A 16,636-nucleotide genomic window follows, 5' to 3' on the forward strand; every position below is an offset into this window, starting at 1 on the left:
AAGATGCGGGATAGTGCGGGATAGGCGCGGGGCAGAGACTCGGCAAATGCGAGGCAGATGCATGTAAATGCAGACAGAGGCAAGCAGATGAATACTTGATGAACTTACGCAGCGAACCGGTTTGCTGCCCTCCACAGGCCAGCGTTGCGCCATACCATTGAAGTACGTCGTGGTAGTTGCAATCGGCGCACCGTCATTAGATTAGCAAGGAGGCCCATGATGGCCGGCAAAAAGGATCACTCATTCAACTACTGGAAGATGAATTACCGGGGTCGATTCCGCCGTACCAAAGTCATGGTGCCGATTGCCATCGTGGTCTGCGTGGCCCTGCTGGTGCTCGGATGGGCTTCTGATGAGCTCGTGAAATCCGTGATCTGGGTTGTCATCATCGCGGCAGTCACGGCTTGGCAGTATGTCTTCACCAAGAAGAAGGCCGCCGAGGAAGAAGCCCAGGAAGCCGCCCAGGCTCAGGCACAGGCTGCGGCAGCGCAGCAGCAGTACGCTCAGCCTGCACAGTACCCGCAGAGCAACGTACCGGGCGCTCCGACAACTCCGCAGAACTTTGGCAATAACGCGCAGTAAGCAATCAGCAAGCTGCGCACAATGATGCAACACTGCAGTGGCTGCAACACTGTAGTCCCGAAGCAATCGCTGTACATGATTCTTTCAGATGATTGCCCTGGGACTTTGAGGCAAACGCATCAGACCACTCAGGTTCAAGCGCTTATATAAGAACTACCGGCAAACAACACCGGCAACATAATTGAACCCCCTTCTTCTTCCTCTCTCCTTCTCTTGAAAGAGCCCGGCTGCACGCACCTCGCAGCCGGGCTCTTTTTCTATGCCACGTCGGTATGCCACGTCGGTAATATGACAGGCGATACCGAGGCGTTAGAACGACAGACTCTCAGCATTGAGCAAGAAGTCATATACGCTCATCGTCAGGATGCCGCGATCGTCACGCATCGGTTTTACCACGTCACGAACGAGTACTATCTTCTTGAACCCATCGTCCACGCCCAGCAACGATGCTTTCTCCTGTGCTACTTTTTCTTCGGTGGGCAATTGGTATGCCGATTGAATGTAGTACCGTTCGCTGCCGAGGTTGGCCACGAAATCAATCTCCAACTGTTTGCGATAGCTTTCGCCATTGTTCTGGCCGCGTTTCTCCACCACGCCGACATCCACGTTATAGCCGCGCATGCGCAGCTCGTTGTAGACGATATTTTCCATAATGTGCGTCTGCTCAACCTGCCTGAATCCAAGCCGCGCATTACGTAAACCGATATCTTCGAAATAGTATTTCTTAGGGCTGCCAATGTATTTGCGGCCTTTCACGTTGAATCGTCGTGCTTCCTCAACAACGAAAGCCTCCTCGAGATACTCAATGTACTGCGCGATGGTGTTCACGCTGATTTTGGAGTGCGCAACACTATCGAAGGTAGCTTTGATTTTCGCTGGATTGGTCAACGCACCAATCGATGAAGCAAGCACATCAACCAATTCATCAAGCTCTTGCGATTTACGAAGGTGATTACGTGCCACAATATCTTTGAGATATGTCTCGGTAAACAGGCTTTCGAGATATCGGGTTTTCTGCTCATCGGTATGCATCGACACGGTTAATGGCATTCCGCCGAATACCACATATTCCGCCCATCCATGCGGCACATCACCGTCATACGCCTGCATGAACTCAGAAAACGACAATGGACGAACGCGAATCTCATCGCCACGGCCACGGAACTCAGTCATGACATCGGTAGACAGCATTTTTGAATTGCTACCGGTAACATACACATCCACGTTGCGCTTGCGCAATAGCCCATTAAGCACGCTGTACAGCCGAGGCGGCTCGTCACCGCGCAATTCCTTATCGGAAATGGCGTACTGCACTTCATCGAGCAACACATAGTATTGGCGATCGTCCGTTATCGCAGATGACAGGTACTGAGCAAGACGAGCGGGATCACGATACTGCTCGTATGCAAAGTCATCGAGTGGCACCTCGATAATCTGACTATTGGCCACTCCATGATTCCGCAGATACTCTTCAAACAAATCGAACAATAAGAATGTCTTGCCGCAGCGTCTTGCGCCAGTAATCACTTTGATCATGCCGTTGCCCATGCGCGCAATCAACCTGTTCAGGTATACGGCTCTCGTAATCCGCATCACAGGGGGCTCCTCTCTCGGCTGCGAACCATACTGAACACTGATTCGCTTCCCTTATTGAATTTTATCGACATTTATGTCACTAAAATTCAATAGAACGTGAATCTATTGAATAAAAGTGACATTTATGTCAGTAAAATTCAATAGAGCACTGCTGGGGGGACCTTATGCGCCAACGCAACGGCACTGCAACACTGCAGTGGCTGCAACACTGCAGTGGCTGCAACACTGCAGTCCCGAAGCAATCGCTGTACATGATTCTTTCAGATGATTGCCCCGGGACTTTGAGGCAAACGCATCAGACCACTCAGGTTCGGGCGCTTATATAAGAACTACCGGCAAACAACACCGGCAACATAATTGAACCCCTTTCTTCTTCTCTCTCCTTCTCTCAAACAAAGAGCCTGACCGCAAGCACCTCGCGATCAGGCTCTTTTCTTTGCCGCCGAGCTACCGGCGTTGCGTTACCGGCTCATCATGAACGCAGCGCACGCTTAGTAGCGCGGGACTTCATGAAAATCGTTACGCCAGCGCCTGCGAGCAGCACAGCAAGCACACCAAACAGTGCAACACCTGCAGCACCAGTCTTTGGCAATTCGGTGACGTTACGCACGTTGATCACCGAGTAATCAGTGATCTCCCCACCGGTGAGGTCGGCATTACCGGAATCCTTGGAGAGACCATAGATGTCGGTGCCGTGGAAGTACACGGCCTTGCCGCCTTTGATGGTGACTTGGAACTTGGCACCGAGCGTCGCATTAGCGCCATCGTCTTTGTGTCCGAGGAATCCTTCAGGCACCTTGGTTTCGGTGACTTCATACACGCCATCGGCCAAGCCGCTGAAGGTGACCGTACCTTCAGGAGTGCCTTGGGCAGTGGCCGGCTTGGATGCGGATGTTGCCATGTCAGTGGTCGGGGTAAAGGCAACGGCCTTATCGCCGTCAGCAGCCTTGACGGCCGCGATCTTGAACTCAGCACCGGCCAGCGAAATACCGTCAGCGGTCTTCTTGACGAAGCTGAACTGGCCGAGCTTCAGCGTGGTCTGGTCCTGAGCCTTGGCATTGTTGTCGTTCACTTCAACCGAGTTCGGCACCGTGGCGCTCGTCAACGACTGCTTGTTGATGGTCACGTTGTAGGTTACGGCTACCTTCAGGTCCGCTTTGGCATCGTACGTGAGGCTCTGCAGATACTTGCTCAGGTCGACAGCGAACTGCTTGGTACCATCGCCGTCAAACTTCCTGGCCTGTTCCTCTTCGGCAGTGAGCCCAATGAGCTTCAGTTCGTAGCCGTTCGGATTGTTATCGTCCTTGGGACGTATTTCCTTGCCTCCGACCTTTACGGTGAAGTTGTAATTGAGGTTGACGGTCTGGCCTACACCAGGGGTGTCGGTCAGGGAGAACTGGTAGTCGGTGAAGCCAGTGGTGTAGGCGGGCAGTTCGCTGGTCAGCGTGTAGTTCACATCCTGGCCGGTGGACACGGTACCGTCGGCATCATCGAAGGTCTTGACGACCGGAGTCACATGGTTCTTGAACTCAACAGTGTTGTAGGCTTCGTCTTTATGGTTGTTCCAGCTCTGGAGCTCACCATCCTTCACATAGCCGGAAGCGAGCACGATCGGCGCGGACTGGGTGGCTACCTTGCCGCCGGTCGTATCATCAATGTGATCACTATCCTGAGTGCTGCCGTTGCCAATGTTGCTGTTAGTGCCATTGGTGGCAGTGTCGAGAAACAGGTACACGCCGGCGGGAAGCTTGACCCAACGGTTCGTATTGCCCTCTTGCGATGTTCCATCGCTGTTATTCGGCCACGTAATGGTTTGCAGATTGCTAGTCACCGTCGTGTTCTTGGCCAAGGATTCAGCAAACTTGCGGGTGGAACCGGCCCACGGCTTCTCTTCACTGTCCAATGCGCCCTGCTGCAGCGCCCACGCCATCAGGTCCGTCTTGTTATCATCCGGAACCTTCAAGGAACCATCAGACGGCATGGCAGCCTGCAGTGCTGCTTTGATGGCCGCGCGATCGGCGCCCGTGGCAGTCTGCACGCCGAACGGTCCGGAATACGTGTAGTCCACGTAGTCGGCGAGCTTATAGTACTTGACCGTACGGTTGTGCCACTGGTCAGGGTCGCTGGCCTTGAACTGGAAAAACACATCCGTAGTAATCACACCTCGACCGTTGCTATCCGAGGCAGAGGAGCCATCCGCCATAGCAGTGCCGGCACCGAGGGCTAGACCGCTGAGCATCGTGGCTGCGGCGGCGAGGCTGGCCAATAGTTTTCTCATCTTCATGAGAAACCTTTCTTTCTTGATTCTCTTTACTATGTTTCGCTTCATGTAGAACCGGGATAGGATCCCCCGCGAACTGCAAATCTTGGGTTGTGCATGGGGAGGGAGAGCATGTGAAGGCTCTCCCTCCAGATCGGCTTGGCGGCCGTCTCCCTCATCGGAGGGAGACGGCCGGTCACGCCACTATGCCGTTGCGCTTGCGGTATTCCTTCATCAACACCGTGAGCAGACCGGCCCCGGCGATCAGCAGCCCGCCAATCAGGAGCCAGTCACGTGCCGTGCCACCAGTAAGCGGCAAAGCCGCCACCGCACGCACGTTGATGATTTTGTTGCCGGAGACCGGGGTGCACGCACCAGTGGTACCGGTAATCGGCTGTTTGCATACGCCGACCGCTGCATCCGGCAGTGCATATCCCACCGTGAACTGGTACTTGGCTCTGGAGAGCACGTAGCCTTGCGGAGCCTTGGTCTCGGTGAGCTCATACGTGTACTCGGTGCTTGCATCGGACGGTATGGCCAAGCCCTTGACCTTGAGCTGTCCGGCCGCGCGGTCTACATCGGCATAGGTCTTATCGCCCTTGCCATCTGCGCCACCGGTCAGATCATTGGACTGCGTATCGCAGTAGTTGTTCTCGCTTTCGCAATCTACAACCTTGGCGATAACCGCAATCGACTGACCGTTGACTCTGACTGGATCGCCATTGCTATCGAGCGGACCGTAGAGCGTCCATTTGGAACCGCTGAGCAGTTCGTCAGTGTTGTCTTTGGCAACCTTCGACCATGCCACGTTCGGCAGCGTGTTGGTGATGTCGTTGTTGGGTACTTCGGTAGTGCCGTCCGACTTATAGATCTGCACCTTGTCATCGGAGTTGGCGTCCACGCTGAAGAATCGGTACCAAGTGCTCTCGGTTGGCATCCAGTAGCCGCTCGGCGAGGTCTTTTCTACCAGCTTGTACGTGGCCTTAGCCTTGTCCACGATGATGTTGAACTTGCCTGCAGTGCCATCGGTGTCGGCGAACGGCTTGTTCTTGTTGTCGGCCTCGCAATTCACTGGATTATTCGGATCGGTTGAATCCACGCAGTCGGTTACTTCGTGTGGCTGTGCTCCATCGATGGCCGAACCATCTTTGTTGATCTGCGTCACGGTCCATGCGGATCCGCCTAGTGCAGTTGCGGAATCAGCGTCTATCTTGCCCCAGGAAACACCCTTGAGACGCGTGTTGCTGATTTCCTTGTCGACTGTGGTGTCGCGAGAATCGTTATTCCACTGCGCCTGCGCGTTGTTCACGGTAAACGTGTAGGTCTTGGCAGATCCGTCGGCGTTCGTTTCCGGCGCATATCCGGTAGGCGCGGAGGTTTCCGTCAACGTGTACGTGCCGTTGTGCAGGTTGTTGATGTCGAATCCGCCGGCATCCGGGTTGTTGTCGACGCCAAGATAGCTGTCGCCGCCTTGGTTGTCGATGATGCGCATCGAATTGGTGACAGTCCACTGGCCGTTGGCTTCGACAGCTTCTTGCTTCCAGCAGGTACCGTTCTCCCAAGCGGTCTCGCCGGTCTCGCCCGCAGCGCACATGCTCGGGGTGAAGTCGGTGTTGAACGGGCCGCCAAGGGTGCTGCTAGCAAGCGCAGCCTCCTTGGTCGCACCGGTGCCGGTGGTGGTCAGCGTCCATGTGGCGCCGCCAATCTTCGTATCGGTCTTGCTGTCCACCTTGGTCCACGAAGCCGTGTACGGCGTGGAGAACTTCACGTTACCGTTGGTACCAAAACCACCGCCAGACAGACGAGCTTTGTTGCCACTGATTTCGACAGCAGCCGCAGTGATGGCAGCGGATTTCTTGGCCGCCTGCTCCTCCGCGGTACCCGTTACCTCGGCCTTCAACGCGATACCACGGTCATTGAAATCAGCCGTACTCGAGTTCCACCCCAGCGTCAGATTCTTCATATGGTCAACGAGGTTGTCAATCTTGGCATCATTTTGGCCCGCATAACGCCCATCACTTTTCGTGACGGCGATGTTGGTTCCAGCGGTGGCGTTCCACTTGTGCTCAGCGTTCTGATAATGATCATCGTAGCCGCTGGCGTCCCGCACCGGAATGCCGTCGCGATACCACGTGACCGCTGTCTCGGTACGGTCGGTGAACCACGTGTCCATCAGCACAAAGCTCGACTGTTGCACACCCGAATTGAGCTTGTGGTACGGGTTCATGATGGCGAAATCATCACCCGCCTCAGTGCCATCGGCCTTGGTACCGTTCACTCCATTAACATCCGCTGGGTTCTGATTCTCCGGATTCGGATCGATGGACTTGTCCACCTCGTTATCAAACAAGGCGATGTTGCCACCCTTCGATGTCTCACCGACTCCAGACGGGCATAGCCACAGACCACCACCAAAATGGCCTGCGGTGTTGTTGTGGGCCACGGCCTTGGCAACGTAAGTGGTGGAACGCTCCTCAGTATAAATGGCTCCGCCAAGATACCCAGAGGAGTTGTTCGTGAACGAGCCACCCATCAGATACGCTTCAGAGCCACCATCTTGCAGGAAGATAGCGCCGCCAGCTCCACCCTTGGGAACTTGCTCCTTGCCGTTGGCGTCCTTCACATACTGAGTGTCATAGATGCCGGCCCAGTTGTGGTCGAACTTCGGCTTGACGCCGCGGGAATCATTGTAAACGAACAGCTTGCCTTCCACATAGATGGCGCCGCCACCCGTGCCCCAGCCGTAGGCACGCGAATAGTTCTGCGAGAACGTGACGCCACCCCGAATAATCAGTGTGCTCTTCGCGGCACCGCCAGTGATGCGGATGGCACCGCCACCAGCATGGATGAATTGCCCATTGGCCCTGCTCAGACACGGACTGGTGTCAGGGGACAAGGCATCGTTCGTACATGGAATAGAGTTGCCATCAGCATCTTCGAACGTCTGCTTATTGCCGGTGAACGTGCCGCCGGTGATGGTCATGGTGCCTGATGTCATCAGAATCGCACCACCGCCGTAATTCGCCTTGCCAACCGTTTTGTTTCCGGTGAAATCGCCACCGGTGATGGTGGTGGAACCTTGATCTTGAGAAATGGCACCGCCACCCTCATTAAATGCCACACCTTTAGCAACATTACCCGTGAACGTACCGTGAGCAATAGTCAGGGTGCCGTTGCTATGGATTACGCCGCCTTTGGAACCGGCCACGTTATTCGTGAACGTGCCACCATTGATAGCGGTAGTGCTGCCGTTATTCTGATACAGCACTCCACCACTCACCGCACTGTTGTTGGAGAACGTGCCACCATTGATGGTGACCGTGCCACCATTGTTGTTCACCACGGAGCCATTGCCGTAGTTCGTCAGGGTATTGATGTTATCGAACGTGCCGTTGTTGATGGTCAGCGTACCGTTCGTCTTCACGCCAGCAAGGCTGCGCTTGCTGTTCTTGTAGGAGAAGCTGGCATCGTTGGCGCTCTTACCGATGGTGAGCGTGTGGTTGCCGTCCACTGTGAATAGTGGATCGCCTGCGGAGGTTGCAGTCAGCACCGAATCCAGACTTGCCGCCGCGGTAAGTGTCACGTCACCGCTCAAGGTGGTCGAGCCGCTGTCGGCCGGCGCAGTAATAGCCGCGTTGATGGCCACCATACCGTCTGCCGGACGATCGGTGGTCACGCAGCGCACCAGCGTATCCCAGTCAGCGACCGCGGCGCATTCCCCATCCGCGGCTGCTGCAGGAGCATTATTCGTGTCATTGGCAGATGAGGAGTTTACCGCACCGTTATTACCATTCGCGGCCTGGGAGGAGTCGCTGTCTCCTGTGGAGTCGGAAGATGTACCAGCATCGGTTGATGAGCCGGATGCGTCGGTCTTTCCGGACTGACCCTGAGTCGTCTGCGTTGAAGACTCAGTGCCAGTGCCGGCTGTTGTTCCTTGTGTGGAGTCTTCCGCCACAGCCGGCGTCGAGCAAACGAACAGCATGGCTGCGGCGAGCACAATAGCGCACACCGCCCACACCATAGCCTTAACACGTTCGCCTATGTTCTTACCTCTGGACATAGCTTTCCGTTCTGTTCCTTCAATCCCCATGGACTACGGTCATCCAAACCCGTCGAAACTAGAGAGAATGCAAAACCACGCATTGACCTACCCCAGCAGGTTTTATCATTTCGTTAATTACCCCCCCTCCGATACCCTTTGTCAATTTGTTAAGGGGGCACTCGCGAGTTGCAATATGATAACAAAACCATTGAAAACAATAGGGTTTGACGCAATGAGTTGTATAGTTGTAAATTTTACGATGCACCGATGTTATTAAATTGTTATATTTGACGTCTCGTCAATGCATTATTAGCCCATTGAACTATCCAGGGTACGTAGTAAAAGGGGGCACCCTCCATGAGTTCGGGGGTATTGATTATTAACCGGCATCGAATAGGCTTGCAACTCGACTCGGCCACGGAGTAACGTGACGTGCGAATACAGCGGGCCGACGCGTGAGTACATGAATGTACACTCGGCATAAGCGCATGGGAACACTCGCACAATAGGGAGGCACTGCGCATGAGACTGCGGCGGAGTCATACAGTGGCGAAGCACGGTCACAGCACTGTTGCAAACACGGATACTGTTGCGAACGCGGATGCTGCCATGAATGCGGATGCGACCACACAAGCAACAGGCATCGCGGCGAGCAACGATGTGGCGCATGAGCCGCATGGCACCCATGCCTCACATATCAGTACGTTCACTCCTACGCCATTCGCCAAAGCCATTGATATTGCTGATTTGATGGCCGAACGCCGGCGATTGCAGCGCAATCTTATACTGATGCGACTGGTCACTGTCGTACTGCTGCTTGCCGCCCTTGCCGTGGCATGTTTCCCATTTGCTTTGCAATTCCAGTCCAGTCTCGAACTGGCCAAGACTGCCGCCACCAGTGCGCAGAATGTGGCGAATTGGCCGTACCCGCAGGCTAAGGACTCGCTGGCGGCCGCGCACGCATACAATAAGAAACTCGCCGAATCGGGCCAGCCGGTGCTGGGTGAAGCTGTGGATCCGTTCACCGACGTACAAGGCGGATCGAAAGCAAACGGGAATGATTCCACGTCTGCCAAGGATGCGGAATACCAGCAGCTGCTGAACTCCGGCGACGAGGTGATGGGTTCGATCAAAGTACCGAAGCAGTCGATTAATCTGCCGATCTACCACGTCACTTCCGAAGAGGCTCTTGCCTCTGGAGCCGGGCACCTGTACGGCACCTCGCTGCCAGTGGGCGGCGAATCCACGCATGCGGTCATCACTGGGCATCGCGGCCTAGTGTCCGCCATGATGTTCACGCGACTTGACGAGGTGCGGAAAGGCGACTTCTTCTACATTGAGGTGATGGGGCAAACCTTGGGATACAAGGTGGATCGCATCTCCGTGATCCTGCCGAACGACACTTCGCAGCTGAAGATTGCGCCGGGCGAGGATCGTGTGACGCTGATGACCTGCACACCGTATGGCGTCAATACGCATCGACTGCTGATTTCCGGGCATCGTGTGGCGATTCCACTTCCCGCCCCTGAGCCGAACGATGTGCACGATGCGCGAACCATCGCCATCACGGTAGGCGTGGCGACACTGCTGTTGGGCTGGTTCTTTGTATGGCTAGCAAAGCGCAAGCATATGGCACGTATTATGCGCCATGCCGCCTCTCGGCCGCGGTACTAGGCTTCGCGACGGCCGGCCAGAGCGCGGCCGAGGGTGACTTCGTCGGCGTATTCCAAGTCGGATCCCACCGGCAGACCGCTGGCAAGGCGCGTGATCGTGACACCGACCGGTCGCAGCAGCTGAGTGAGGTAACTGGTGGTGGCCTCGCCCTCGATATTCGGGTCGAGCGCCATGATCACCTCCTTGACCTCCTTGGTTTCCAAACGCTTGAGCAAGCCAGGAATCCGCAAATCCGCCGGCCCGACGTTGGCCATGGGGTTGATGGCGCCGCCAAGCACATGGTAGAGGCCGTGATATTCACGGGTGCGCTCGATGCTCATTACATCCTTGGGCTCCTCCACCACGCAAATCACTGAATGGTCACGTCGCGGATCGGCGCATACCGGGCAGGGGCTGGTTTCGCATACGTTGCCGCAAATCTCGCAGAACCGCACCTTGGCCTTGACCTCTTCAATAGCTTCCGCAAGCTCGCGCGCCTCATCGTCCGGCGCGGACAGCAGATAGAACGCGATGCGCTGCGCACCTTTCGGCCCGATGCCCGGCAAGTTGCCGAATGCGTCAATCAGACGTTGGATGGCGCCATCATAAGCGAGTGCCATATTGCGTTACTCCTTTGCGCGGCCGCACGCCGCACTGTTCTGATTATTCGTCGAGATGCTTCTTGGCAGGTTGGATGTTCTTAGGATTCTTGGGGTCGTCCGCGGCATAGTTGGTCACGCTCTTGACCTCGAACATGCGCTTGAGATCATCCAAGTTCATGGCACGGGAATCACCAAGTGACTGGTCGCTCATCGAATACTCGTCCTCTTCGGCATCGACTTGCGGCCTCGGCTGCTGCGGTTGGGCGGCTCGCTGAGACCCCGTCTGCTGTGGTATCTGGGGCGCGGGCTGATTCCACGGGTCAGGCTCGGCGGCATATGCGCCCTGTGGAGCTCCCCAATCCTGCTGCTGTGGCTGGGACTGCGCGTTCTGCGGCTGATTCCACGGATCGTTATCCGGTACCGATGGCTGATTCACCACTGGATTGGACTGCGGTTGATTCCACGGGTCATTATCCGGCGTGGATGCTGGGCTTGGCTGACTCCAAGGGTCAGGCTCAGTGCCAAGCTGCGGTGCGCTAGTCGGCTGCACGCTTGGTTGCGAAGCCGCCGATTGCGGATTCGGCGCTGACTGTGGCGTGGCTGCTGCCGACTGCACTGGAGTAGTTGGCATCGCAGCAGGCTGCGCCCACGGATCGGTGGGATCGCTCATATCCGGTACGGCCACGTGCTTGGCATGATGTTCCGCCGCGGCCTGTGTAGCTGCCGCAACCGGAGCCGGCGCCGATGGCGCCGAGGAGCTCGACCCCGCAGCGGGCTGAGCCCAGGGGTCATCGCTTGGCAGCGACGAGGATCGATGGCTTTCGTCCGCATCCTCCGACTGACCAGACGACGCCGACTTCTGCTCCTTTGGCTCACTACCGGCGCGCGCGGTGGCTCCTAGGCTGGCCGCGGCAAGCCCGGCCTTGGCCAAGGCAATCTGCTGCTTGACCTTGGCCAACTGTTCCGGGCTCAAATGCTTGACCGATGCCACGCGTTCACCGTTAGCGGCCACCGCAGTCGGTGCGATGACGGTATTCGCCCCGAATTCGTGGCGTACGGCATCCTGTACCACCAGCGCGGCCTTCTTGCCACTGGAGTCGACAGCCAGCGCGAATGCATGTTGGCTGAGCGACTGGTCGAAGGTGAGGGACAGGCACGGCAAGCCTTTGCGATTGGTACCGAATTTGACGGTCGGCACTTTGCTACGAGTCACGTATTCGCGAATCGATTCCGGCAATCCTGCGACTGCCGCATCCCACTTCTCGTCCACGGATCGCGTATCCGGAGCGGCTTGTGTAGCCTGCTGCACGGCAGGCTGCTGATGCTGCGTACCTGATGCCGACGGAGCTGAGGTTACGCCGGACCAATCGGCGGTGGAAGCCGGCTGCTGCGGCGAGGGTTGCGTGGCGGTATTAGCGCTTGCGGATGGCGTGTTGGCTGATGCATTGTGCGTGGCACCGGCAAAGCCAGAATGGGGAGCCGCACTGTTGGCACTGTTGGATGCAGCATTACGAGATGCGCCCACAAAACCGCCGGATGCCGCGTGATGCTGGGCTCCGGTACCAATGGACTGGCTGGAAGGCGCCGCCGTCTGCGCGGGAGCGCCGGCCGTTGGCGCCGCCGCGGCAAGCGCGAAACCTGATTCGGCACCGGCGAGCAGACGTGCCGCCAGCAGCTCCAGTCGCATGCGCGGCGAAATGGCACCAGTCATGGAGCTCAGCGTGGCGTTGATAATATCCGCCATGGCGGTGAGCGGGCCAAGTCCAAGCGCCGCAGCCTGACGGTGCAAATCATCCATATCTTCCGCTTCGGCGGTATCAGACAGCACCGCTTCAGCGGAGGCACCGGCCAAAGTCAGCACCAGCAGGTCACGTACGCGGGCCAAGAGATCCTCCACGAATCGACGAGGATCGAAACCGCCCACCACAACCTTCTGAATCACGCCATACAACGCTTCGCCGTTGTGATCGATGACGGCGTCAATGGCCTCGCCAATCAACGCTTCCGGAGTGAAGCCGAGCAGCGCCACTGCCGCATCATGGGTGATCACGCCTTCCACGGACCCGACCATCAGCTGATCCAGCACAGATAGGGTGTCTCGCATGGAACCGCCGCCCGCACGCATGGCGAGTTTCAGCACGCCCGGCTCGGGTTTGATGCCTTCCTTGGCGCAAATCTTCTCCAAGTAAGGACCCATAACCTCCTGCGGCACCAGACGGAACGGGTAGTGGTGGGTGCGGGAACGAATCGTGCCAATCACTTTGTCCGGCTCAGTGGTGGCGAAGATGAACATCACATGTTCCGGCGGCTCCTCAACGATTTTGAGCAGCGCATTAAAGCCCTGCTGTGTGACCATATGAGCCTCGTCAAGGATGAAAATCTTATAGCGGTCTCGCGCAGGCGCGAATCCGGCACGCTCACGCAGCTCGCGGGCATCATCCACGCCGTTATGCGATGCGGCATCGATCTCCACCACATCGATAGAACCGGGGCCTCCAGTGGCGAGGTCCTTACAGCTGGCGCATTCACCGCACGGGTGCGACGTTGGCCCTTTGGCACAATTGACGCAACGCGCAAGAATACGAGCGGAACTGGTTTTTCCACAGCCGCGCGGACCGGAAAAGAGGTACGCGTGGGTGAGCTTACCCTCGTCAAGGGCTCGCATCAGCGGAACAGTGACCTGATCCTGACCGATCACACCTTCGAAGGTGTCCGGACGATAGCGTCGATACAGTGCAAGTGCCATAGCTACTAACCTACCTTGTCCTCGATATTTGCGCGGCAAGCCGGCGAATCATCATAGGTGGTCACAAGTATTAACATAGTGTCAATAATGGTTGTTGTCAGGAGGTACTCATGGGCGAGAACTTCGAAGAGCGACGCATCACTCGTGGCGATGCACGGCGTGAATCCATCGTACAAGCCGCACGAAAAATCTGTTTGGAGAAAGGGTTCTCCAAAATCACCGTTTCCGATATCGCCAGCGAAGTGGGCATGACCCGTTCGCTGTTCTACCACTATTTCCCCGATAAGGATGCCGTGGCGGACGCCGTGCTGGACGACGTCATCGACGAGATCCTCAGTCGCCTCGACACATGGAACCATGAGCGAGAAGCCGGCAATGTGAACAAAGCCATGGACGATATGGTGCGACTGCTACGCGCGCTCATCGCGGACGAAAGCCCATTCTCGAATCGCATGATTCAGGACGGCAACGCCGAACTGTATATCAAGTTCATCGACCGGGCCGCCGATCGCATTGCGGACTACATCGCCCAAACCACCGTGCGCGAGTTCGAGCAGATGCACGGCCTGCCCATCGGCAATGTGCATGAGACGTTCTTCACGCTGATCGTCGGTTTGATCTCCCTGGTGCGTTCACATCCGAGCATCAGCAACGCGACCATCAAGCAGGTGATGGCGCAGACGCTGCATATCGAAAGCTATATCGAATAACTCACACGAAAGCACCGCTGATCGGATCACGACCGTCCCGCTCAATGGCTTCACTGATGCGTTCTTTGGAATCCACTTCACGCGAAGCCACGGCGGGCGGCACCAGTACGCGCAATGCACGATCCTCGACCGCCACCCGCACCGGCAGATGACCGATGTATTCACCATCCGCCATCAGAATCGGCGGCTCATCGCCATTATCGGCGCGAGTGATCTCAATCTCGCGAATACGCTTCCACCCGAACACCTTGGAGGCCAGCAGCCTACCGTTATACGCGTTGGCAACAGCCACCGTGCATTCGTGGAAATTCGGTACATGGTCCATCCAGACCAAGTCAAGCAGGCCGTCCGAGAAGCACGAATACGGCGACACCTCAATGCCTCCACCAATATGGCGCGAGTTCGCCACCGTAAGCAGCGGGGCTATGATGTCTCGCTCCTCAATGGAACCGTCGGTCAACGTGGCTTTGACATGGTAGCCGTAGCGCTTCATATGCGTGAGCTCCACCAGCACCGCGGCAAAATACCGCACACTGCCATTCGGCAGATGCGAGTGATTCGCCCGATCGTTGATACTAGCATCGATGCCGCAAGACAGCATGCCCGCATAGTATCGGTCGATGGGATGAGCGCTCGACGCCGATTCACCTTCCGGAGTCTCGTATTCGTTACCCGTTGAAGGGTCGACCGCATATCCGCCGGCGAGAGAAGTCACTCGCCCCATGTCCACATCGATATGCGAGCCACGAACAATGGCTCCCACAATGCCTTCCACTGCGGTTTCAATACGATTCACCGGTAGTTTGAGTCCGCGCGCAAAATCGTTGCCCGACCCCATGGCCACAATGCCCAACGGCTTACCGCTGCAGCCTACCGCATTGGCGCCAAGCGCAATCATGCCGTCACCGCCTACGACCACCAGATAATCGTATTCATGCGCATGTTCTCGAGCGCGATTCAGGGAATCATTGAAGCTTGACCCCGTTAGATCAATCACGTCGAAATCATGAGCACGGCCGGCTTCCTGCAGCAGGCTCATCACCTGCGCATCGACTTTGGCTCCGCGGCCCTTATCGGAAGTGGGGTTGCCCACCAGAGCCACGGTGGTATGGCGTGTACTGCATTCGCGTTCGGTCATGCATTTCACCATAGCCAATAACGCAGTCAGCTCGCCAGAGCCACTGGCTTGACATTACTCACAATCCACCGGTCCTGCCCGAGCCTCCTTGACCACTTGCCCGATACCAGGCACCTGCGTGTCCTTGGCAACCGAGAGACGTACATCGTCGCCCACCATCACACATTCAACCAGGGTGACCTGTTGCGCCATTGCCACATCGTTGGCGAGCGCACACGGATCTTCCGTACTGGCTTGCCACCAGGCATACGCCGCATTGAATGCAGCCGCATCGGCAACCGACCGCGCCCGTTGCTGGCATATCAGCAGATTGCCCACTGCGGCAACGACTGCGAGCGCCAATGCCGCAAGCATTACCAATATGGCACCGGCCATGGTGCCCGAGCCTTCCTCACATCGGTTTCTCATTGCATCTCCTGTGATGTTCCAATGCTTCGCAATGGCGCTGCGTAACGGCTGGCGCGACGCAGCGCACTATTTACCGCATGACTCACACTGCTTACCGCATGACTCACACTGCATGTCTATTACTGCATGACCACAGTGGCTCGCCCGGGAACGCTCGCCGGGGTCAATCCCATAGGGCCAGGCAGCAGCGGACAGGTCACCTGTATGTGGCGTAGCCGCCCAGCCTGATGAATCGTTACGGTCACGCTGGATTCAGCCACTTGTGCCGCGATGTTTCGAGCCGCTGATTCACTGCCGGTGACGATAAGCTCGCGCGCGGCAGCGGATGCCGCACTATTGCAATCCACGGAGACAGCCACCAAACGGCCTAAGGCCAGCACCAGAGCCGCCACGACTATGACGCTGGGCAATACCATGGCGAATTCCGCCGTGACTGTGCCTTCCTCATATCGCGTAGGCATGCGTGCCAGCCATCGCTGGAATTTGAGCACCATGATCTACCCCACATTCAGCGCTTTTTTGATGATGTTCATCAGCAGCGTTCTGACCGCATCGGATTTGAGGATGGCTACCAGCAATGCGGCGAACCCGGTGGCGGCGACCAATACCACCGCATATTCAGCGGTGACTGCACCTTCTTCGGGATTCTCCATAATCATGCGCAGGCGCGCGTCCATCATGCAGAGGCGTTGCCGCGCTGTGCTATGCAAGGTCATGAAGCCATGTCTGGCACGGTCAAGGATGCCCGTGTGTTGGTCGGCAAGAATAAGCTCCTTCATTACACTTCCTTTCTGCGTTGCCTAACCGCGGCAATGCGATAGGCAATGCGTATTGATGACTGACTAATCGGTATTGGGTGTTGGTGGACCTCATGCCGGCAACGGCATCACCATTTCGGC

At 56.9% G+C, this 16,636-nt stretch carries 12 protein-coding genes; 3 read left to right on the top strand and 9 right to left on the bottom strand.

Annotated elements, in window-relative coordinates; all coding sequences use genetic code 11:
- The first annotated feature begins 216 nt into the window (after positions 1-216).
- Positions 217-582 carry a hypothetical protein gene (locus JS530_RS01580; protein ID WP_214375466.1) on the top strand — a complete coding sequence of 122 codons (366 nt, stop codon included), beginning with the start codon at positions 217-219 and terminating at the stop codon, positions 580-582.
- Between the two features lie 309 nt (positions 583-891).
- Here the strand turns inward: JS530_RS01580 and JS530_RS01585 are convergent, their stop codons facing one another.
- The 3 genes from JS530_RS01585 to JS530_RS01595 all read right to left on the bottom strand — a co-directional run bounded on the left by JS530_RS01585 (position 892) and on the right by JS530_RS01595 (position 8,498).
- Complete coding sequence (locus JS530_RS01585) at positions 892-2,175, bottom strand: ATP-binding protein (protein WP_214375623.1); 1,284 nt, start codon at positions 2,173-2,175, stop codon at positions 892-894.
- Between the two features lie 475 nt (positions 2,176-2,650).
- A complete protein-coding gene (locus JS530_RS01590) occupies positions 2,651-4,462 on the bottom strand; it encodes an isopeptide-forming domain-containing fimbrial protein (RefSeq protein ID WP_214375467.1) in 1,812 nt (603 codons plus the stop codon).
- Positions 4,463-4,634: 172 nt separating this feature from the next.
- Entirely contained in the window at positions 4,635-8,498 is a 3,864-nt protein-coding gene (locus tag JS530_RS01595; RefSeq protein WP_214375468.1) for a SpaA isopeptide-forming pilin-related protein, read from the bottom strand.
- Positions 8,499-9,026: 528 nt separating this feature from the next.
- On the opposite strand from JS530_RS01595, the gene JS530_RS01600 reads away from it, so the two are divergent.
- Positions 9,027-10,154 carry a class C sortase gene (locus JS530_RS01600; RefSeq protein WP_342590044.1) on the top strand — a complete coding sequence of 376 codons (1,128 nt, stop codon included), beginning with the start codon at positions 9,027-9,029 and terminating at the stop codon, positions 10,152-10,154.
- Here JS530_RS01600 and recR read toward each other — a convergent pair.
- Both recR and JS530_RS01610 read right to left on the bottom strand, forming a co-directional pair.
- Complete coding sequence (gene recR / locus JS530_RS01605) at positions 10,151-10,753, bottom strand: recombination mediator RecR (RefSeq protein WP_214375469.1); 603 nt, start codon at positions 10,751-10,753, stop codon at positions 10,151-10,153. The genes JS530_RS01600 and recR overlap by 4 nt on opposite strands.
- A 43-nt stretch (positions 10,754-10,796) precedes the next feature.
- A complete protein-coding gene (locus tag JS530_RS01610; RefSeq protein WP_214375470.1) occupies positions 10,797-13,481 on the bottom strand; it encodes a DNA polymerase III subunit gamma and tau in 2,685 nt (894 codons plus the stop codon).
- Between the two features lie 110 nt (positions 13,482-13,591).
- On the opposite strand from JS530_RS01610, the gene JS530_RS01615 reads away from it, so the two are divergent.
- Positions 13,592-14,191 (top strand): TetR/AcrR family transcriptional regulator, encoded by a 600-nt coding sequence (locus tag JS530_RS01615; RefSeq protein ID WP_214375471.1) that lies wholly within the window; start codon positions 13,592-13,594, stop codon positions 14,189-14,191.
- A 1-nt stretch (position 14,192) separates the two neighbouring features.
- On the opposite strand, the gene JS530_RS01620 is transcribed toward JS530_RS01615, so the two are convergent.
- From JS530_RS01620 to JS530_RS01635, 4 genes are all read right to left on the bottom strand, one after another.
- On the bottom strand, positions 14,193-15,329 hold the full coding sequence (locus JS530_RS01620; RefSeq protein ID WP_214375472.1) for a diacylglycerol/lipid kinase family protein: 1,137 nt from the start codon (positions 15,327-15,329) through the stop codon (positions 14,193-14,195).
- A 54-nt stretch (positions 15,330-15,383) separates the two neighbouring features.
- Complete coding sequence (locus JS530_RS01625) at positions 15,384-15,737, bottom strand: Rv3654c family TadE-like protein (protein ID WP_214375473.1); 354 nt, start codon at positions 15,735-15,737, stop codon at positions 15,384-15,386.
- A 119-nt stretch (positions 15,738-15,856) separates the two neighbouring features.
- Positions 15,857-16,231 (bottom strand): TadE/TadG family type IV pilus assembly protein, encoded by a 375-nt coding sequence (locus tag JS530_RS01630; protein WP_214375474.1) that lies wholly within the window; start codon positions 16,229-16,231, stop codon positions 15,857-15,859.
- 3 nt (positions 16,232-16,234) lie between these two features.
- Complete coding sequence (locus JS530_RS01635) at positions 16,235-16,453, bottom strand: DUF4244 domain-containing protein (protein ID WP_240541047.1); 219 nt, start codon at positions 16,451-16,453, stop codon at positions 16,235-16,237.
- Positions 16,454-16,636 lie beyond the last annotated feature (183 nt).

The organism is Bifidobacterium colobi (assembly GCF_018555455.1).
Lineage (GTDB): Bacteria > Actinomycetota > Actinomycetes > Actinomycetales > Bifidobacteriaceae > Bifidobacterium > Bifidobacterium colobi.